This window comes from Allobosea sp. 05T422_2, from assembly GCF_056396265.1.
Genome location: NZ_JBFTLD010000169.1, coordinates 1 through 20,133 on the forward strand (window position 1 = coordinate 1; position 20,133 = coordinate 20,133).

Sequence of the window (20,133 nt, forward strand, 5' to 3'; positions counted from 1 at the left end):
GCCGACGTCGTCCTCCGGTCGAGCAGGCGCGCCAGCGCCGAACGCGCCAGGGGGTAGCGCCGGCTTGCGCCTGCGGCGGCAAGGAGCGGCGGCGGGACTGTTTCGGCTTGGCTCATCTCAGACGCTCCGCCAGCAGGCGCTGACATGGCCGCCCTCACCCCGCAGGCTCGGCCGCAAGCTGCAGTCCGTGTCAGCCAGAGGGCAGCGCGGCAGGAAATCGCAGGCGCCTTCGCCGGGGTTCCCGGTCAGGCGGCCGGGCTCAGCGGCGCGCAGCGGGCGGCCTGGCCTTGGCACGGAGTCCAGCAGGAGACGCGTGTAGGGGTGACGTGGCGACGTGAAGATCGCCTCCGTGCTGCCGGTTTCGACGATCCGGCCGCGATACATCACCGCGATCTGGTCGCAGAACTCCGCGACGAGATCGAGATTATGCGAGATGAACAGCAGGGTGATCCCGAATGTCGCGCTGATGTCGCGCAGCAGCGCAACCACCTGGGCCTGAACGGTGACGTCGAGCGCCGTCGTCGGCTCGTCTGCGATCAGCAGGCGCGGCCGGCAGGCGATCGCCATCGCGATCAGCACACGCTGGCGCATGCCGCCGCTGAGCTCATGGGGATATTGGCCGCTCCGGCGGTGCGGATCGTCGATACCGACCTTGCCGAGGAGCTGTTCGGCCTCCGACCGGGCCGCCCCGGGGCCCGGATCGTCATGGCTGCGAATGGCGTCGACGAGCTGCCGGCCGATCGTGAAGGCGGGATTGAGGGCGGTCATCGGATCCTGGAAGATCATGGCCACCTTGCGGCCACGCAGGTCGCGACACGCGCTCTCGGGAATAGCCGTGATGTCCTGCCCTTCGAGGCTCATCGCGCCCCCCACGACCCGGCCCGAGCGCCCAAGCAGGTGCATGATCGCCAGCGCGGTGACGCTCTTGCCCGAGCCCGACTCGCCGACGATCGCGAGTTTTTCGCCGGCCCGCACCTGGAGGGTGACGCCGTGAACCACCGTCCGGGCCGCGGCGCCCTGACCAAAAGCGATGGACAGGTCATTCAGGGACAGCACGGGCGCGCTCATAGTGCCGGTCCCCCATCACGCCGCCGGGGATCGAGCACCGTCCGGAGGGCGTCGCCGACGAGGTTGAAGCCGATCACGGTCAGGAAGATCGCCAGGCCCGGCCAGGTCGCGACCCACCATTCGTCGGAGAAGGCGAKCGAGCGCGCATCGGCCAGCATTCCACCCCAGCTCGGGGTCGGTGGCTGCACGCCAAGCCCGATGAAGCTGAGCGAGRCTTCGATGATGATGCCGATGCCGATCAGGACGCTCGCCTGGACGAAGATCGGCGAGAGGATGTTGGGCAGGATATCGCTGGCCATGATGGACCAGGACCCCGCGCCTTGCAGGCGCCGCGCTGCTACGTAATCCGCCCTGGCCTCGGCCAGGGCCAGGCCGTGGGCGACGCGCGCCAGCCCGGGGATGAACAGCAAGCCGACGAGGAGAATGATCTTGGCTTCGTTGGGGRGCACGAGCGGCCCCAGCTGCACCGACTCGGTGCCGAAGATTCCGACGATCGCGATCGCCCAGACGAGCAGCGGGATCGCCGCGAAGATATCCATCAGGCCGAGCAGGACGGTCTCGACGAGCGTGCCGCTGTAGTAGCCGGAGAGGATACCGACCAAGAGCCCGCCGGAGAGGCCGATCGCGACGGTCAGCACGCCGATCATCAGGGATCCGCGCGCACCCCAGACGAGCCGGGCGAGGATGTCGCGGCCGACCTCGTCGGTGCCCAGCAGGAATGACGGCCCCGGAGGCTCCAGCCGATGCTCCATCATCAGATCGAGGGGATCGTGCAGAGGGAGCCAGGGAGCGAGAAGCGCAGCCAGGACGACGAAGCCGACGATGACCAACCCGGCCAGGCCGATGCGCGTCTGAGCGAGGCGGCACATCGTGCCGGTGAGCCCGGACAGCCGGGGCACGGCGCGGATGCCGGCGGCCGATGCCATTGGCGCAGGTGCTGTCGAACGCGCGGCGTCAAGCATGTCTCAGCCTCGGATTGATCAGCCGCTGGACAAGATCAGCAGCGAGATTTGAGAGGATGAACATCACCGTGACGACCAGGACGGTAGCCTGGATCATCGGATAGTCGCGTTGCGTGATGGCGGTCAGCAGGGCCCGCGAAAGACCCGGTATGTTGAAGACCAGCTCGATGATGATCGCCCAGCCGAACATGTAGCCGAACGACATCCCGGCGACGCTGACGAAGGGTGGAAGCGCGTTCTTCACCACGTAGCGCGCGACCAGACTGCGTCTCAAGCCGAGAGCATGCGCGGTGCGGACGTAGTCCTGACCCAGGATCTCGATGACGGAAGCGCGCATCAGGCGGCTAAGCGCACCGATATAGTAGAGCGCGATCGACAAGGCCGGCAGCACCAGGGAGGCGAGATGGGCGTGCCAGCCTTCCGAGAGCGGCGTGATCCCGATCGGCGGCACCCAGCCCAGCCTGACGGCAAAGACACGGATCAGGATCAGGGCGAGCCAGAATCCCGGGACCGACACCGCCATCAGGGATAGTACCCTGATCAGGTGGTCCGGCCAGCGGTCTTCCGTCAGCCCGGCGACCAGGCCGAGCGGAATCGCGCCGGCCAGCGTCAGGAGAAAGGTCGCGACCACCAGTTCGACTGTGACCGGCAGGCTCTCGCGCAGCTCGAGATCGATCGAACGGCCGGTGATGTAGGAGGTGCCGAAGCCCGAGCGGGGAAGCTGCGCAACCCATGCTGCGTATTGGGCGGGCAAAGCGCGGTCGAGACCGCGATCGCGCTCGAACTCATGGATCTGCTCGACGGTGGCGTCCGTGCCGAGCACGATCCGCGCCGGCGAGAGCGGGGTCAGCCGCGTGAGCGCGAAGAGGAGCGCGCTGACCACGACGAGCACGGCAAGACTGCTGAGAATGCGACTGGCAAACCACATGGTTTCTCGCCTCAGCGGAGATCGGCCACGGCCGCGTCGGTCAGGCGCAGCGTGATCCCGGTATTCGGCTCGAAGCCCTGCACATTGCTGCGCCAGAGGTTGAAGCTGTGGACGGCTCCGATCCAGGTCGACGGCGAGTCCGCCGCCAGGATCGCCTGCATATCGGCCAGGATCGGTCCCAGAGACTTTTCGTCGTCGACACGGAAGCTCTCGGTCAGAAGCGTATTGAGCCGCTCGTTGCTGTAGCCGGAGCTGCGCGTCATCACCTGGTTCGGTGTATAGATGCCCTGAATGATGAAGGTGGGATCGGAGGGACCGATGACCGCCATGAGCGCGGAGGTCTGGTTGCCGCCAAAAACCTGCTCGATGAGTTGGCCGGTCTCGAGCGGCTGGAGTTTGACCTTGATTCCGAGCCGGGCCAGCGATGCCTGGATGAAGAGGGCCGCGTCCGCGACGTCCAGCAGATAACCCTGCGACGAATAGAGCAACTCGAATTCGGCCCCGGACGCATAACGGGATTTGGCGAGATGAGCCTTCGCTCTTTCCAGGTTGAAGGCCAGGTCTTCAGCCGCCTTGGCATTGTACCACCAGGCCGAGGCGGGAGCGGGCACTGCCGAGGGCTCGACCAGACCGTTGAAGATCTTCTCGGCGATGGTCTTGCGATCGGTCGCCAGCGAAACCGCCTTGCGGAAATCGGGGTCGTCGAACGGTGGCTTTCGGGTGTTGTGGATCATCAGCATCATGCTGCCGAGCGCCGGACGGCTCGCCCCGGTGATGCCCTGCGCCTTGGCCTGCCGCAGTCGCAGATAGTCGCGGACCGGCGGCGCCCCGATGATGTGGACCGATTTCGACATCAGCGACGCGATGCGGGCCGCCTCCTCGGAGACGATCCGCACGCGCAACCGGTCCCAGCCCGGGAGATCCTTGCGCCAGTAATTCGGGTTGCGGCGGAACTCGACGACATCGTTGGACCGCGCGGAGACGAAGATGCCGGGCCCGGTTCCCAGGCCCTCAGGCCTCTGCTGGAAGATCTCGTTGCCGTATTTCTCGCGGCTCCCGGCCGGAAAGATACCCATGTATTTGGTCATGTAGTCGAGGAAGGGCCGGAACGGCGCCTTCATCTTGAAGCGCACCTTGTGGCGCGCCAGGATCTCGACGGATTCGATATTCGTCCAGACCGAGCGCCGCAGCGCCTTGTTAGCCGGGTCGAGAATATAGTCGTAGCTGTACTTCACGTCCTCGGCCGTGAAGGGCTGTCCGTTCTGAAACGCGACGTCGTCCCGCAGCTCGAAGATGTATTCGGTCCGGTCTTCAGAGATCGCGGGCAGCGACTTTGCAAGCAGTGGCCGCCGCCGCCCCTCCCCGTCGATCTCGATCAGGTTCTCGAAGATGAGCTGATTGACCACCATGGCATCGTGGTTGCCCTGGTTGATCGGATCGAAGGTCGACGGGTTCGAAGGGATAGCCACGACCAGGGATCGCKCATCCGCCGCCTGCGCCGGGAATGGCAGCCCCAGCCCGCCAACGGCTGCCGCCCCGCCCCGGAGGAAAGCACGGCGATCGAGAGAGTCATAAATCATGGCAATTCCCTCGTGGAAACGTTTCCATCTTTGGTGGAAACGTTTCACCAAGAATCCTCCTTGTCAAGTGGCCTGCCTCGCGGGTCCGCACATGTGCTCGAACGGCCCATGCCCGCCACGGGCGGGAGCAGCCAATCCCGATCGCGGCACGACCAGAGCAAAAATCGACGGAGCGACAGCTCCGGAACGGTTCAGGCGAACCGAGCCAGCCCTTTCAAGAGAGCCACCCTTGAGAGTGCGGCTCGGCTGGAGTTTGCGCCTTGACCTTTGCGACAGATCACAACAGATGGGCGTGTGAATGTTTTCATGACGTAACGTTTCGAACATTCGGTAGTTCAGGCGTTGCCGGTTCCGGATGGATAGGCAGATTTGACGTCATGATCCTTGGCCGGGACGAGCCCTCCCCTGCACGATCCCGGCACGGGGCGCAGCCGTCGCGAGTGCCGGCATGACGACGCTCTCCATGATCCTGCGCGTCGGCCCCCTCCTTGCCATCATCCTGATCGACAGCATCGGCTACACGATCGTCGTGCCGGTCCTTGCCGCGGCGCTCATCGGCGATCAGCCCCTGATGATGGCGGCAGCGCCTGCCGGCCTGCGCTATCTCGTCTATGGCGTCGCGCTCGGCCTCTACGAACTCGTCATGCTCTATGCCGCGCCGGTGCTCGGAGAGATCTCAGACCGCATCGGGCGAAAGCGGATCCTGATCCTTTGCATGCTCGGCATGGCCTTGAGCTTTGCGCTGATCGGCGGCGCCATCGCCTATAATCTCGTCGCCTTGCTGCTGATCGGCCGCTTCATCGGAGGGACCACGGCAGGCAGCCAGGCCGTCGCACAGGCCGCTGCCGTGGATGCGAGCAGCAGCCAGACGCGCGCGCTCACGCTCAGCCTCTGCCTGTTCGCGTCGTCGCTCGGCTTCATCGTCGGCCCGCTGATCGGCGGCGCGTTCTCGCATGATGCCGCTGCTGTCCTGAGCGATTTCATCCTTCCGATGGCCCTGACCGCCGGTGGCGCCCTGATCGGCCTCGTCCTGATCGCGACGACATTCCAGGAGGCACGCGAACCTCCCGCGCAGGCCGACCCGACGCCGATCAATCTGCTGATGGGAGTGGCGGGGTTTCGCGCGGCGCTGCGCGATCCTGCCATCCGCCATCTGATGCTGGTGTTCGGCCTGATGCAGACCGCCTGGGGAACCTATTTCCTGTTCCTGCCCAGCCTGGTGCTGAACCGGTTCGGCGAGGATGCGGGCACCATCTCATTGCTCATGGCCACGCTCGGCATCGGCTTTTGCATCGCCTACGGCCTCTGTCTGCCCGTGCTCGAGAAGCGGTTCGACCCGCGCGCCATCGCGACATGGTCCTTATGGAGCACCGCCGGGCTGATCGCGGCCTCGCTCGCCGTCCCCCGCCTCGACCTGCTCTGGATCATCGCCTTTCCCACGGCAATCACCGTATCGGTCGCCTATGGTGCGATCATCACCCTGTTTTCCCGGTCCGTCAGCGATGATCGCCAGGGCTGGGTCCTCGGGATCGCGATCGCGATCAATGCGCTCGTCTGGGGCCTGTCTTCGATTCTCAACGGCGCCCTGAGCGCGATCAGCTATCTCGCGCCGTTMGGGCTGTGCCTCGCCACGCTGGCTGCCAGCGCGTTCCTGATGTCATCGCCAAAGGCATCGCCTGCCGCTACGCGCCAGATTTGACGGGGATTTCCATGTTCCACCGCATTTTCGAGGATACGGCGCGGCGCCTGCCCACGGCACTGGCGATCAAGGCCGGTGAACGGCGGCTGAGCTATGCCGAGCTCGACGCCTGGGCCCACGAGATCGCCACAGCCATCCGTCAGCTCCTGCCCGCCGGCGAGAGCACATCCGAGGCAAGGCTGATCGGCCTGTGCATGCCACGCGGCATCGCGGCTGTCGCGGGCATCCTCGGCATTCTCAAGGCGGGATGCGCCTGGGTGCCGCTTGATCCGTCCTATCCCGAGGACCGCCTGCGCTTCATGCTGGAGGACGCAGCCGCGCCCGTGGTGCTGACGCTGGACGCGACACATGATGCGGCCTTCCTCCGCGAATCCGGCTGCGCGCTCCTGAATCTCGACAGGCCCCTGCCGGCAGCGGGCAGCGTGCCGGCGGCACCGCCCGATGATCCCGAGCGCACGGCCTACGTCGTCTACACCTCTGGTTCGACCGGCCGACCCAAGGGCATTCTCGGCTCGCATGCCGCGATGCTCAGCCGCTTTGAATGGATGTGGCAGGAATTCCCGTTCGAGAGCGGCGAAATCTGCTGCAGCAAGACCGCGCTCAATTTCGTCGACTCGATCTGGGAAATGCTCGGCGGCCTGCTGAAGGGCATTCCCAGCGTCGTCGCCGATGATGCGACAGCGCGCGATCCGTTCCAGCTGCTGCAGCTTCTCGCCGATGAGCGCATCACGCGCCTCATCCTGGTGCCATCCCTGCTGGCGGCCCTGATCGAGGCTGCCCGCGCCACCGGCACTCGCCTGCCCCATCTGCGCTATCTGACATCGTCAGGCGAACTGCTTCCGAGCKACCTTGCCCGCCAGGTCACGGAACTCGGCGAGAGCGTCACGCTGATCAATCTCTACGGCTCCTCGGAGGTGGCGGCCGACGCCACCTGCTGCACCGTCACCCCCGCTGCATTGACGGGCAAGATCGTCTCGATCGGCAAGCCGATCGGGCGGATGCGCGTCCATGTCGTCGACGACCATCTCCAGCCCGTCGGTCCCGGCGTCGCGGGCGAACTCTGCGTCTCAGGCCCAGGGCTTGCGAAAGGCTATCTCGGACGCCCGGACCTGACCGGCCAGGCCTTCATTCCCAATCCATTCGCAGAGCCCGGCGAGCGCGAGCATGCGCGGCTGTTCCGGTCCGGAGACATGGTCTCGACCCGGCCCGATGGCGAACTCGACTATATGGGCCGCAAGGATTTCCAGATCAAGATCAGGGGCTTCCGCATCGAGCCCGGCGAGATCGAGACGACGCTCGCAGCCCATCCGAAGATCCGTGCCTGCGCCGTCAGCGCCGCGGAAACGGCGGGAGGACGGCAACTCGTCGCCTTCTGCGTCTTGCCGGCCGCCGACAGCTTCGACAGCACCCTGTCCAGCGAGTTGCGCCGATTTCTGCTGACGCGCCTGCCCGACTACATGGTGCCTTCGCGCTTCATCCAGATCGGGGCGCTGCCGCGGCTTCCCAACGGCAAGCTCGATCGCAACGCCCTGACGGTGACCGACGAGGTCCCCGCCGTGGCGGAAGCCGACGCAGCCTCGACCGAGATGGAGCGCCGCCTTCTGGCGATCTGGAGGGCGGTGCTCGGGCAGTCCCGCGTCGGCATGGACGACAATTTCTTCGAGATCGGCGGCGATTCCATCCAGGCTTTTCGCGTTGCGGCGCGTGCGAGAGCCGATTCCGTCGTTCTGACGCCGGCCGATATCCACGACTATCCGACGATCCGCGCTCTCGCCGCCCTGCTCGAGGGCAGGACGAGCGTTGCCAGCGCATGGACGACGCCCGGCGCGGTCTCGCCGCTCAGTCCGATGCAGAGCTATTATTTCACCTGGGCCAGGCCGAACCCCGACATGTTCAATGTCGGCTTCATCACCCGTCTTGGCGCCATGCTCGACCCGCCCCTGCTGCAGGGCGCACTGCATGACGTCGTCGCCCATCACGATGCGCTGCGCCTGCGCTTCACGAAGGGCACGGAGGGCCACTATGCGCAGCACTATATCGCGCTTCCGGAGGCCCAGCGCGTCCCGGTGCACGTGCTTGCATTGCCCGCAGCGCCCCTTGAGACGCAGCTCGGCTTCATCGGCAGCGAGATCGAGCGGCTGCACGCGACGCTCGACATTGCAAACGGCCCCGTGATGACGGTCGCCCTGTTCGCCGATCCAGCCGGCAGCAACCACCATCTCTTCCTGACGATGCATGAGCTCGTCACGGACGCCCTGTCCCTGCAGGTCACGCTCGAGGATCTGCGCACCGCCTATGATGCCCTCGAAGCCGGCAAGCCCGTCGTGCTCCCGGCCAAGACCACGCCCTATCACCAATGGGTGGAGCAGGTGATTGCCTATGCGCGAAGCCCGCAGGCCGAGGCGCAGCTCGATTACTGGATCGGCGAGGCGAGCGGCGCCCTGCCCTTCCCGGAGGATGCGCAGGTCGAGGGAGCATTGCAGCGCGACATCGACAGCCATGGCTTCGAGGTTCTCGATGCAGCCGCGATGGCAGGCCTGCGCGAGCGGCTGGGCGGCGCGGCTCAATCGACCATGATCCACGCCATCGTCGCCAGTCTCGCCGTCACGGCCAACCGGTTGTCGGGCCAGCGCAACCTGATCTTTCACAAGGTCGCCCATGGCCGGGAGAGCTGCATCCGCGCTGCCGATCCCTCGCGCACGGTCGGCTGGTTCATCACCCACACGCCGATCACCGCCCGCCTGCCCGATGGCGAGCTCGACAGCGAGCGGGCGCTCGCTGCAGCGCTCGAGGCGGTCGCGGCGCAGTACCGCGCCATCCCCGACAATGGCATCGGACACAGCGCGCTGCGCTACTATTCAAGCGATCCGCGGGCCAAGATCCTGGCGCGCGAGGACAAGGTGCGCACGTTGTTCCAGTATATCGGCAATGTCTGGGAGGATAATTACGACGGCGTGCGCTTCCTCCCACCCGACCCGTCGCTGATGGACGTTCCCGATACGGTCGCGGCAGGCAACCTCGCGGACTACCATCTGCACGTCTATGCCTATGTGATGGATGACTGCTTCCGCATGAAGTTCTTCTATACGCGCCCGAATTACCGGAGCGAGACCATCCTTGCGATGGCGGAGATCTTTACCGGGTCGATAAAAGCCATGCTGGTGCCGGGATGGCGCGCCAACTGACGCTGGCGAGCGACACCGCGGACGGGCACCTCCTGCTCGCCCGGACACAGCTGCCCGAATTGATGGATGCGCTGCCAAAGGGCGCGCAGGGCAGCGTGCACCTGCTCAGACTGGCGCAGATCGCTCGTCGCGATTGGGCCTTGCTGATGGGATTGCTGGACGCGGCGGAAAGGCAGCGCGCGGCACGTTTCCGGTTCGAGGGCGACCGGGATGCCTATATCGCGGCCCATGGCCTGCTGCGGCTCGCCATCGCGTCCCGGCTGGGAGCCAACCCTGCAGAGCTGCGCCTCAGCCACCAGCCAGGTAAGAAACCCGCCCTGATCTCAGAAGATCGGTCCGATGCTGCCGTTCCGGCGATCGATTTCTCGCTGTCGCACACACGCAGCTGCGTTGGCTGCATCGTTGCCGAGGGGATCAGCGTCGGCATCGATATCGAACCGACGCGCGATCCGCCCGCCCAGGGTGAAGGCCCGCTCTCGCCCCAAGAGATCGCGTGGCTGCGCACAAGGCCGCCCCGGTCTGCCGCAGCCGAGTTCACCAAGCTCTGGTGCCGCAAGGWGGCGCTGCTGAAGTCGCTCGGGTCGCGCGAGCCGATGAGCATGAGCAGGTTTTCCGCCATTCCGGGGCAAGCCATCGCGCTTCCAGCGGGAAGCGGTTTTCCCGCCCAGGACATCAGCGTCACATCGCACCTGACAGATGACGGCATCCATATCGCGATCGCAGTGCGATCCGCCGTCCGCTAATCTGAGGCCGATCAGCGATGCCCGGATGCGTGGGGCTTTCCGCAACGGGGAACAGGGCGAGACGATCCGGATGGCGGCCGAATAGGCGTGCGCCCCGGGGCCTCATGCCCTCGGTTGATCCTTCGGAAGGGACAAGAAACGGCCGCGCCTCGGGGCGCATCCCGCAAGCGCAACCGCGGCGCGAGTGGCCTTCAKCCGCTTTTCCGACCAGCGGCGAAGTGTCCGACGCGCCAGCCGAGCTTGTCCTCGATACGCCGTGCCGCCGTCTTCACCGCCTCGACGAAAGTCAATTGCTCCTCGTTGACGCGGAACTCGGGCAAGACGATCGAAACAGTGATTGGGCAGGCGCCGGCCTCGTCCAGCACCGGCGCGGCGATACAGGCGACCGCATAGTCGGACTCGCCCGCCTGGATCGACAGGCCTGCGGCGAGCGCGTCGCGCGATTGGGCGAGCAGGACGGTGGGGTCGGTGACGGCGCGCCCGGTCGGCGATGCCTTGGCGCTCTTGCGGAAAAGGGCTGCCCGCTCCGCCTCGTCCAGGCCGGCGACCAGCAGGCGGCCAGAGGCGGTCCAGTTCAGCGGCACGCGCGTGCCGACGCGCGAGGTGATGACGAAGTGCCCCGGGCCCTCGGCCATCGCCTCGACCACCATCATGCCGCCGTCGCGGCCGCAGATCTGGACGGTCTCGCCGACTTCGCGCGCCAGCACATGCATCTCGTGCGTCGCCACGGTGATGACCTGGAGATCGCGCGCATAGGCGAGGCCATAGTGGTAGAGCCGGGGACCCAGCCAGACGCCGCCTTCGCCGGTGCGCGTCAGCAGGCTCTTGTCGAGCAGGTCCTCGACGATGGCATAGATGGTCGATAGCGGCGCGCCGATCGCACGGGCGACCTCATAGGCGGTCTGGGCTCGCCCCTCCTGCTGGAGATGGTCGAGGATCTGCACGGCGCGGTCGATGCCGCTGACGCGCGAACGCCGCGGCCCGGTGCGCCCTGGCTCGTCTTCGCTCGACTGCGTCGTCGTGGCTTTCGTCATGTCCGGGCTTTCGATACCTGCCGCGCGCTGTTTCCACGGCGGTGCCCCACTGCAGTTTCGGGTGGGCCTTGCAAACCGCGCGACCTTACCGGCACCTTCGTCAACGCCAGGACAGGCCGTGGCTGTGCCGGACCAGCCGGCGCGGGCGCGGCACGTAGCGGCTGGCCGCGATCGCTTCCGCGCCGATCACCGCGTAGCGCGGCTCGAACAGCCGCGTCAGCTGCGAGACGTCGCCGTTCGAATCGGTCGCCTCGAGATCGCCATCGACCAACTCAAAGATCGTGAAATCGGCCCTCTCGCCGATCGTGAGCCGGTCCGTCATCGCCAGCTTGATCACCGAGGCCGGGGCGTGGGTCACCGCCTCGACGATGGCGTCGAAGGGCATGCCGACCGAGAGCAGCTTCGACATCGTCGTCGCGAGGTCCCAGACCGGGAAGTTCATGCAGCGGTTGTGCAGGTCCGTCGAGATCGAGAACGGCATCAGCCCGCGCTTGATCGCGGCCTCGGCCACCTTGAAGGAGAAGGAGGCGCCGCCATGACCGATGTCGAGGCGGACACCCCGCGCGGCGCAGCGCTCGGCGAGGGTGAAGAGGTCCTCGTCCTCCATCAGGCTCGATCCCGCCTTGCCGTTGAAGCAGTGCGTGACGACGTCGCCCGGCCCCAGCGCCTCCAGCACCTCCTCGTAGAGGGCTGGCGGCTCGCCGACATGGACCATCATCGGCAGTTTCAGGATCTTGGCGATCTTCTTGCCGAGCTTGACCGGCGTCACGCCCCAGGAGCCGGTGATGACATGGCTCGCCCGGACCTTGATGCCGACGATATGCTCGCTATTCTCCGCATAGCATTCGAGGATGCGGTCGAGGTCGATGTCCTTGATGTCGCGCAGTTCCGACACGCGGTTGCAGGCGACGAGCCCGATCGAGCCGAGATTGAGGAAGGCCTTGATCCGCTCGCGCGCCGGCTCGATGACGTATTCGCGGAAACCGTGGAAATTCGCCTCGCCGGCCGAGCCCGCATCGACCATGGTCGTAACGCCGCGCGCGGCCCCGCAGTCGCTAGGCCTGAGCGAGATGTCGGTGCCGCCGTGCCAGACATGGACGTGCAGGTCGACCCAGCCCGGCGAGACGAAGGCGCCCTTGCCGTCGACGCGCAGCGCGTCGGGCGGTGCTGGCAACGCCGGGCCAATCGCGGTGATGTTGCCGTCGCCGCCGACGAGGATGTCGATCGCCGCAGCGGGGATCGCCGGGCCAAAGGCGACCGGCCTCACATTCGCGATGAGGAGAGGTTGTTGCGTCACGAACGTCATCTCAGAGATCCTTCCGCAGCCGCGGATCGAGCAGGTCGCGCAGGCCGTCGCCGACCATCTGCAGGGACAGCACGGCGAGCACGATGGCGAGGCCGKGGAAATAGGTCATCCAATCCGCCTGGCCGATATATTGCCGGCCGGAAGCGATCATCGTGCCCCAGGTCGGGACATCGGGGCTGACGCCGAGCCCGAGGAAGGAAAGTCCGGCCTCGGCCAGCATGGCGCTGGCGAAGATGAAGGTGGCCTGCACCGTGATCGGCGAGACGATGTTCGGCAGGACATGCCGCGTCATGATCCGGAAGGTCGTGTTGCCGCAGGCTCGGGCCGMCTCGACATAGGGCAACTCGCGGATCACCAGGGTCGCAGCGCGGACGATGCGCGCCAGCCGTGGCGCATAGACGATCGCGAGCGCCACGATCACCGTCACAAGCGATGGACCGAGCGCCGCGACCAGCGCGATCGCCAGGAGGATGTCGGGGAACGCCATCATCGCGTCGATCAAGCGGGCGGTCGGCGTGTCGAGCCGCTTGAAGAACCCGGCCAGCAGCCCGAGCGTCACGCCGATCAGCGACGACAGGACGACGACGGCGGCGCCGACCGAGAGCGACAGGCGGCCGGCATAGAGCATCCGCGAGAAGAGGTCCCGGCCGAATTCGTCCGTACCGAACCAGTAGGTCGCGGACGGTGGCTTCAGACGGTTGACGATCGAGAGCCGGCCGGGCGCATAGGGCGCGATCAGCGGCGCCAGCGCCGCGAGCAGCACGAAGACGAGGAGGATCGCGAGGCCGATCGCCACTGTGCGGCGTTTCATCAGCTGTCGCAGGAAGGTCCGGCCGCGGCGCGGCGCCAGCRCATCGGGTGTGAGGTCGACCATCAGTAGCGCACCCTTGGATCGACCAGCAGATAGAGCATGTCGATCGCGAAATTGATCAGGACATACAGGCCGGCGATCACGAGCAGCGCGCCCTGGATCACCGGATAGTCGCGTCGCAGCACGGCCGAGACCACGAGGTTGCCGACGCCCGGCAGGCCGAACACCGTCTCGGTCACGACCGCGCCCGAGATCAGCACGGCGGCTGTCAGCCCGAGCACGGTGAGGATCGGGATCAGCGCGTTCTTGAGCGCATGGGTAAGGATGACGGCCTGCTCGCCCAGCCCCTTGGCCCGCGCCGTGCGGATATAGTCGTCACCGAGCACGTCGAGCATCGAGGCGCGGGTGAAGCGCATGATCAGCGCCGAGGAGACGAGCCCGAGCGCAACCGCCGGCAGGATCAGGTGCCGGATCCGTTCGATAAGGCTCGTATCGGGCCCGCCATAGCCGGAAACCGGAAGGATCTGCAGGCGCACGGCGAAGATCTGCATCAGGATCAGCCCGAGCCAGAAGCCGGGGATGCTCGCGCCGAGCATGGCGAGCGTCGTCGCCGCCTGGTCGAGGAAGGAGCCGCGCCGATAGGCGGCGTAGATGCCGACGGGCAGCGCGATGACGCTCGCGATGGCCAGCGACAGCAATGTCAGGAAGAAGGTCGGCTCGGCCCGCTCCAGCAGCGCGGAGGTCACCGGCATGTTCAGGAAGATCGACTGGCCGAGATCGCCGCGCAACAACTGCCCGACATAGAGCACGTATTGCGAGAGGATCGAGCGATCGAGCCCGAGCCTGGTGCGTAGATCTGCGACGTCCTGCGCCGTCGCATCGGGGCCGAGCATCACCGCGGCGGGATCGCCCGGCGTGACGCGCACGATCACGAAGACGATCGTGACGACGAGCAGCATGACCGCGACCATGCCGGAGATGCGTTGAAGGATGTAGCCGACCATGGCCCGACCGCCTCGTTGCTCGTCGACCGGCCGTGATCGACGAAGGGGGATCACTTTTTCAGGGTGACGTTCCAGAAATAGGGCCAGGGCGCCGGCACGACGCCGTCGAGCTTCGCGGATTTCGCGGAAAGCGCGTTGAAGTCGCCGATCTTGATGAAGGGCACCTCGTCATAGATCGTCTTCTGCACATTCGCCCACAGCACGGCCCGCTTGGCGGGGTCGGCTTCGGAGGTGAAGGCGTCGACGGCGGCCTTGCGGGCAGGCGTGTCCCACCAGCCGGGCGAGCTGGTCGACAGCGAGCCGATCAGCGCCGGTTCCGGCAGGAAGGGGCTGTGGGTGATGTAGATCTCCCACAAGGCCTTGTCGGTCCGCCGCTGGGTCAGGGTCGCCCAGTCGACGACCTGCATGTCGACGGTGAAGCCGGCGAGCTTCAGATACTCGGTCGCGACCTGCGCCATCTTGTAGTGGAACTCGTACTGGCGGCTGGTCAGGATGCGGATCGGCTCGCCCTTGTACCCGGCCGCCTTGGCGGCGGCCCTCGCCTTGTCGGCATCGCCGACATTGTAGTTCCCGGCGACGCCCGCATCGGTGTGCCAGACATAATCCGACGGATAGATGTCGCCGTCGAGCGCGTAGAACTCCGTGCTGCCGAACGCCGCGGCCAGCATGTCCTCCATGTTCAGCGCCATGCGGATCGCCTTGCGGACCGCGACGTTCTTCGCCGCGCCCTCGGCGGTGTTGAAGATGAAGACGGGATAGCCGAAGGGCTTCAGCAGGACGGGCTGCGAGGCCGCCCCCTTCAACCGGTCGATGGATTCCACGGGAATTGAATCGACATAGGAGTATTGGCCGGAAACGGCCGACTCGACGCGGGTATTCGCATCCGGAACCGGCACGAAGCGGACCTCGTCCAGCAGGGCGCGCCGCGCGCCGCCGTAGCCGTCGCCCTGGCCGTCGCGCGGCTTGTAGCCGGCGAAGCGGACGAGCTGGATGTACTGATCGGCCTTGCGCTCCTTCAGCATGTAGGGGCCCGTTCCGATGAACTCCTTCATCGGTTCGCTCTGCTTATTCGCCGGGATGATGATCGCGGCTGAGTTGTTGAAGGCGAGCAGCGAGGTCAACGGTGCATAAGGCTGCTTCAGCGTGATCACGAGCGAGGCCGGGCCGGCGGCCTCGACGCTCTCGATGAAGCCCGCCGCCTGCTTTCCGCGCGAGGCCAGCTTCATCCAGCGCTTCAGCGAGGCGACGGCATCATCGGGGGTCAGCTCGGAGCCGTCATGGAATTTGACGCCCGGCCGCAGCGCGATGGTGTAGCGCTTGCCGTCGTCGCTGATCGCGGGCAGCGCATCCGCGAGTAGCGGCGTCACCTTCCAGCTCTTGTCGAATGTGTAGAGGGTCTCGAAGACATGCTGGGTGATCGTGCCGACCAGATCGGCGGTMGAGACCATCGGGTCCAGGGTCGGCGGCTCGCCGACGGTCGCCACCGTGGCGATGCCCCCGGTCTCTTGTGCGAGGGCGAGCGACGGTCCGGTGAGCAGGCTGCAGGCGAGGAGGCATCCGAGCAGGCGTTTCATGGTCCCTCACATTCTTTTATTATGTAATACTATGTCTTATAACAGAATATCGACCCGCGATGAATGTCAACGCATGGCGTGCGTCGATGCTCAGCCGGGCCATTTCACCGAGGCGGCGGCGTGCCGGTTTCGGCGTTCCGCCAGCGGATCGCGTTGCTGCGCCGCACCGCTTCGCGTTCGGCGACGATGCGGCACCGGCACGGAAGACGGCCGGCTGGTCGGCCTGGGGGGAAGACGAACTGGAGCTCGGGTACGCCATCTCGCCGGAGCATCAGGGCTGCGGCTATGCCGTCGAAGTGGCGTCAGCGCTCTTGTCTGAGGCTCGTCGGCATCGGCTCCCACGGCAGTTGGTGGGGTTCGCACTGGAGAACAACGCGGCATCCAGACATGTTCTGGAGCGGATCGGCATGACCTTCGAAGGCGAGCGTGTCATCGGGGGCCTGCTGCACGCCTTCTATCGCGCAGCCGACTGAGGACAGACCCGAACCGGCGGCCGGGCGCCCGGCCCCCTCCTCCCGGATAGCGAAGCTTGCCCCCCGGACGCCTCCGCTCCTGCATGCCGCGAGAGCGGTGCAGCGCGTTGCTCAGCGCGCCCGCGGGTCGAKGGCGTCGCGCAKGCCATCGCCGAGCAGGTTGAACGACAGCACGGTTGCGAAGATGGCGATGCCGGGCCAGAGCGCCATCCAGGGCGCATTGCTCAGGAAGCGCTGCGCCGAATTCAGCATCGAGCCCCAGGAGGGCGCCGGCGGCTGCAGGCCGAGGCCGAGGAAGGACATGCTCGCTTCCGCAATGATCGCGGCTGCGATCGTCAGTGTCGCCTGGACCATGAGCTGCGGCAGGATGTTCGGCAGGATGTGGCGCACCGCGATGCGCCATTGCGGATTGCCGACCGCGCTTGCCGCTTCGACATAGTCCTCAGCCTTGATCGAGAGCACCTGGCCGCGCGTCAGGCGGATGAAGAGCGGCATGGCGGTGATGCCGATCGCCAGCATCGCATTGGTCAGGCTGGGCCCGAGGAAGGCCGCGAGCGCGATCGCGAGGATGAGGAACGGGCAGGCCAGCATCGCATCGGTGAAGCGGCTGATCAGGCCGTCGACCAGGCCCCCGAGAAAGCCGGCTGCGAGCCCGAGCGGCACGCCGATCGCCATGGCGATGCCGACCGAGGTCAGGCCTGCCAGCAGCGAGGCCCTGGCGCCCCAGATGATGCGCGAAAGCATGTCGCGGCCGGCCTCATCAGTGCCGAACCAGTGCGCGGCGGAGGGTGCCTTGCGCACCGCGGTCCAGCTCTGCGCCGCCGGGTCGTAGGGCGCCAGAAGCGGCGCGAAGACGGCGACGAAGACCATGAGCAGCACGACGGCGAGACCGACCAGCGCGCTCTTGCGCTTCGACAGGCGCCGCCACACGCGGCCGCGGAAGAAGTTCGCGACGGGATTGGCCGAAGGCTTGGGTTCCGAGATCGTCAGCACAGGTCAGCTTCTCAGTCTTGGGTTGACGAGGATGTATCCGATGTCGGCCAGCAGGTTGAGGACGATGTAGAAGAGCGARGTCACGAGCACGACGCCCTGCACCACGGGATAATCGCGGGTGAAGACGGCATCGACGATCAGCTTGCCGAAGCCCGGGATCGTGAAGATCTGCTCGGTCAGGACCGCGCCGGAAAGCAGCGCGCCGAACTCAAGCGCACCAAGCGTGATGATCGGCGTCAGCGCATTGCGCATCGCATGCTTGAACACGACGACCCACTCACTGAGGCCCTTGGCGCGCGCGGTGCGAACGTAATCGCTTTCGAGCGCCTGGAGCATCGCGCTGCGGGTATGGCGCATGATGACGCCGGCGATCGCGGTGCCGAGCACGCAAGCCGGCATGATCGTCGTCGAGAGGTTCATCTTCAGATCCTCCCAGGGGCTGACGAAGCCCGAGGCCGGCAGCCAGCCGAGATGGACCGAGAAGAACATGATCAGCATGATGCCGAGCCAGAAATTCGGCACCGAGATGCCGGCAAGCGACGCGACATTGGTGGTGTAGTCGATGGCGCTGTTGGGGCGCAGAGCCGAAATGACGCCCGCCGTGATGCCGACCACGAGCGCGATCAGGATGCCCATGACCGCGAGCTGCAGCGTCACCGGCAGCTTGAGCAGGATCAGCTCGAGGACGGGGCGGTTATGGCGCATGGATTCGCCGAGATCGCCGGTCACCACGCCCTTCAGCCAGTAGAGATACTGGACGATCAGGGGCTGATCGAGGTGATACTGGGCGCGGATCGCGGCCAGCGTAGCCTCATCGGGATTTTCGCCGGCGAGCACGAGCGCCGGGTCGCCCGGCAGGAGATGCTGCAGCGAGAAGATGATCATCGACAGAAGGATGACCGTCGGGACGAGTTGCAGAAGGCGGCGTCCAAGAAGCGAAGACATGGGTCAGCCCTCCGTCACGGTCTGGGCCGGCCGCGCAGCCATGGCTTCAAAGGCCGCGAACAGCTTTTCGAGCTTCGGGTTGCGTGGTTCACGCGCAATCTCGGCTGCATCCTGTGCCGGCAGTTCGCGCCAGAAGGCGCAGGCATTGGCATGGCCGCCCGCTTCGACCTCGAGCACCATGCTCACGCTCTTGCAGGCCGGTCGCGCATGCGGGCAGCGTGTATGCAGCCGGCATCCTTCGGGCGGGGACAGCGGGCTCGGCAGATCGCCATGGAGTCTCGCCGCGCGCGAGCGCTGGTGGCTCGGCGGCGCCGCGACCGGAATGGCCGAGAGCAGCGCCCGCGTATAGGGGTGGCGCGGCGCGGCGAAGATCTCGTCGGAGGTGCCCATCTCGACGACCTTGCCGAGATACATCACGGCGACGCGATCGGCGATGTGCTTCACGACACCGAGGTCGTGCGAGATGAAGACGAAGGCAATACCGAGCCGCTTCTGTAGGTTCTTCAACAGGTTGAGGACCTGCGCCTGGATCGAGACGTCGAGGGCCGACACCGCCTCGTCGCAGATGATCGCCTTCGGCTCGGAGGCGAGCGCCCGGGCGATGACCACGCGCTGGCGCTGGCCGCCGGAGAATTCATGCGGATAGCGGTCCGCCTGTTCCGGGCGCAGGCCGACCATGTCGAGAAGCTCCGCGACGCGCCTGGCGCGCTGCCCGGCCGGCACGATGTCGTGCAGCATCAGCGGCTCGGCGATCGTCTGGGCGATCGTCATGCGCGGGTTGAGCGAGGCATAGGGGTCCTGGAAGATCAGCTGCACATGCCGGCGCTGTGCGCGCACGGCCGCGTGGCTGGCGTGGGTGACGTCCTGCCCGTCGATGAAGACCTCGCCGGAGCTGGGCTCGATCAGGCGCATCAGCAGGCGGCCGAGCGTCGACTTGCCGCAACCGGATTCGCCGACGATGGCGAGCGTTTCGCCGGGCATCAGCGACAGGGTCACGTCATCGACCGCGCCGACGGACGCGAGCGGGCGGCCAAACAGCGAGCGCTTGACGACGAAGCTCTTGCCKAGGCCGCGGGCTTCGAGGATCGGCTTGGCCGCGGGGGAGCTGGAGGCGCTCTGGATCATGGGACGAGGTCCTGCATGGGCGCACGCCAGCAGCGGCTGAAATGGCCGGCCGTGACCTCGATGAGGTCCGGCATCTCGGCGCAGCGCGCGACGCGGAAGGGGCAGCGCGCCTGGAAGCGGCAGCCCGAGGGCGGATTGGCCATATCGGGCACGGTGCCGGTGATGGCGACCAGCTGCTCGCGCTTTTCGTCGAGACGCGGTAGCGAGCCGAGCAGGCCGACCGTGTAGGGGTGCTGCGGGAAGGTGAAGAGATCCTCGACCGAGCACTGCTCGACGACCTGGCCGGCATACATGACGATGACGTCGTCGCAGGATTCCGCGACCACGCCGAGATCATGGGTGATGAGGATGATGGCGGTGCCGGTCTTCTGCTGCAGCTCGCGCATCAGCTCGAGCACCTGCGCCTGGATCGTGACGTCGAGCGCAGTCGTCGGCTCGTCGGCGATCAGCAGCTCGGGATCGCAGGCGAGCGCCATGGCGATCATCACGCGCTGACGCATGCCGCCCGAGAGATTGTGCGGATATTGATGGTAGCGGGTCTCGGGCGACGGAATGCGCACCAGCTTCAGCATGGCGATGGCGCGTTCTGTCGCCTCCTTCTTCGAGATCGGGCGGTGGCGCAGGATGACTTCGTTGATCTGCTCGCCGACCGTATAGGACGGGTTGAGCGAGGTCATCGGCTCCTGGAAGATCATCGCCAGCC

At 66.4% G+C, this 20,133-nt stretch carries 17 protein-coding genes; 4 read left to right on the forward strand and 13 right to left on the reverse strand.

Annotated elements, in window-relative coordinates:
• Positions 1–117: 117 nt before the first annotated feature.
• From AC1DJT_RS24125 to AC1DJT_RS24140, 4 genes are read right to left on the reverse strand one after another with little or no spacing between them, the layout of a single operon-like run.
• On the reverse strand, positions 118–1,068 hold the full coding sequence (locus AC1DJT_RS24125) for an ABC transporter ATP-binding protein (RefSeq protein WP_441507378.1): 951 nt from the start codon (positions 1,066–1,068) through the stop codon (positions 118–120).
• Entirely contained in the window at positions 1,065–2,030 is a 966-nt protein-coding gene (locus tag AC1DJT_RS24130) for an ABC transporter permease (protein ID WP_476835021.1), read from the reverse strand. The genes AC1DJT_RS24125 and AC1DJT_RS24130 overlap by 4 nt, the downstream gene beginning before the upstream one ends.
• Complete coding sequence (locus AC1DJT_RS24135; protein ID WP_441507376.1) at positions 2,023–2,958, reverse strand: ABC transporter permease; 936 nt, start codon at positions 2,956–2,958, stop codon at positions 2,023–2,025. Before AC1DJT_RS24135 ends, AC1DJT_RS24130 begins: the two co-directional genes overlap by 8 nt.
• Positions 2,959–2,969: 11 nt before the next feature.
• Entirely contained in the window at positions 2,970–4,538 is a 1,569-nt protein-coding gene (locus tag AC1DJT_RS24140; RefSeq protein WP_476835022.1) for an ABC transporter substrate-binding protein, read from the reverse strand.
• A gap of 448 nt (positions 4,539–4,986) precedes the next feature.
• On the opposite strand from AC1DJT_RS24140, the gene AC1DJT_RS24145 reads away from it, so the two are divergent.
• The 3 genes from AC1DJT_RS24145 to AC1DJT_RS24155 are packed head-to-tail and all read left to right on the forward strand — an operon-like array spanning position 4,987 to position 10,165.
• Positions 4,987–6,237 carry an MFS transporter gene (locus AC1DJT_RS24145; RefSeq protein WP_476835023.1) on the forward strand — a complete coding sequence of 417 codons (1,251 nt, stop codon included), beginning with the start codon at positions 4,987–4,989 and terminating at the stop codon, positions 6,235–6,237.
• 11 nt (positions 6,238–6,248) lie between these two features.
• Entirely contained in the window at positions 6,249–9,422 is a 3,174-nt protein-coding gene (locus tag AC1DJT_RS24150) for an amino acid adenylation domain-containing protein (protein WP_476835024.1), read from the forward strand.
• Complete coding sequence (locus tag AC1DJT_RS24155; protein WP_476835025.1) at positions 9,407–10,165, forward strand: 4'-phosphopantetheinyl transferase family protein; 759 nt, start codon at positions 9,407–9,409, stop codon at positions 10,163–10,165. The genes AC1DJT_RS24150 and AC1DJT_RS24155 overlap by 16 nt, the downstream gene beginning before the upstream one ends.
• 191 nt (positions 10,166–10,356) lie before the next feature.
• Here AC1DJT_RS24155 and AC1DJT_RS24160 read toward each other — a convergent pair whose 3' ends face one another.
• From AC1DJT_RS24160 to AC1DJT_RS24180, 5 genes are all read right to left on the reverse strand, one after another.
• Positions 10,357–11,199 (reverse strand): IclR family transcriptional regulator, encoded by an 843-nt coding sequence (locus AC1DJT_RS24160; RefSeq protein ID WP_441507371.1) that lies wholly within the window; start codon positions 11,197–11,199, stop codon positions 10,357–10,359.
• Between the two features lie 100 nt (positions 11,200–11,299).
• Positions 11,300–12,505 carry an amidohydrolase/deacetylase family metallohydrolase gene (locus AC1DJT_RS24165; RefSeq protein ID WP_441507370.1) on the reverse strand — a complete coding sequence of 402 codons (1,206 nt, stop codon included), beginning with the start codon at positions 12,503–12,505 and terminating at the stop codon, positions 11,300–11,302.
• 1 nt (position 12,506) lies between these two features.
• Positions 12,507–13,379, reverse strand: a complete 873-nt coding sequence (locus AC1DJT_RS24170; RefSeq protein ID WP_476835026.1) for an ABC transporter permease — start codon at positions 13,377–13,379, stop codon at positions 12,507–12,509.
• Complete coding sequence (locus tag AC1DJT_RS24175) at positions 13,379–14,320, reverse strand: ABC transporter permease (protein WP_441491320.1); 942 nt, start codon at positions 14,318–14,320, stop codon at positions 13,379–13,381. The genes AC1DJT_RS24170 and AC1DJT_RS24175 overlap by 1 nt, the downstream gene beginning before the upstream one ends.
• A gap of 50 nt (positions 14,321–14,370) precedes the next feature.
• Complete coding sequence (locus AC1DJT_RS24180; protein WP_441507368.1) at positions 14,371–15,894, reverse strand: ABC transporter substrate-binding protein; 1,524 nt, start codon at positions 15,892–15,894, stop codon at positions 14,371–14,373.
• Positions 15,895–15,953: 59 nt separating this feature from the next.
• Between AC1DJT_RS24180 and AC1DJT_RS24185 the strand changes: the two genes are divergently transcribed.
• Positions 15,954–16,367, forward strand: a complete 414-nt coding sequence (locus tag AC1DJT_RS24185) for a GNAT family N-acetyltransferase (RefSeq protein ID WP_441507367.1) — start codon at positions 15,954–15,956, stop codon at positions 16,365–16,367.
• Positions 16,368–16,478: 111 nt separating this feature from the next.
• On the opposite strand, the gene AC1DJT_RS24190 is transcribed toward AC1DJT_RS24185, so the two are convergent.
• The 4 genes from AC1DJT_RS24190 to AC1DJT_RS24205 all read right to left on the reverse strand — a co-directional run.
• Positions 16,479–17,360, reverse strand: a complete 882-nt coding sequence (locus AC1DJT_RS24190) for an ABC transporter permease (RefSeq protein ID WP_476835027.1) — start codon at positions 17,358–17,360, stop codon at positions 16,479–16,481.
• A 3-nt stretch (positions 17,361–17,363) separates the two neighbouring features.
• Positions 17,364–18,305, reverse strand: a complete 942-nt coding sequence (locus AC1DJT_RS24195; protein ID WP_441479972.1) for an ABC transporter permease — start codon at positions 18,303–18,305, stop codon at positions 17,364–17,366.
• Positions 18,306–18,308: 3 nt separating this feature from the next.
• Positions 18,309–19,430 carry an ABC transporter ATP-binding protein gene (locus tag AC1DJT_RS24200; RefSeq protein ID WP_441507366.1) on the reverse strand — a complete coding sequence of 374 codons (1,122 nt, stop codon included), beginning with the start codon at positions 19,428–19,430 and terminating at the stop codon, positions 18,309–18,311.
• Positions 19,427–20,133: ABC transporter ATP-binding protein (locus AC1DJT_RS24205; protein ID WP_476835028.1), on the reverse strand; the 707-nt coding region annotated here is incomplete at its 5' end. The genes AC1DJT_RS24205 and AC1DJT_RS24200, both read right to left, overlap by 4 nt.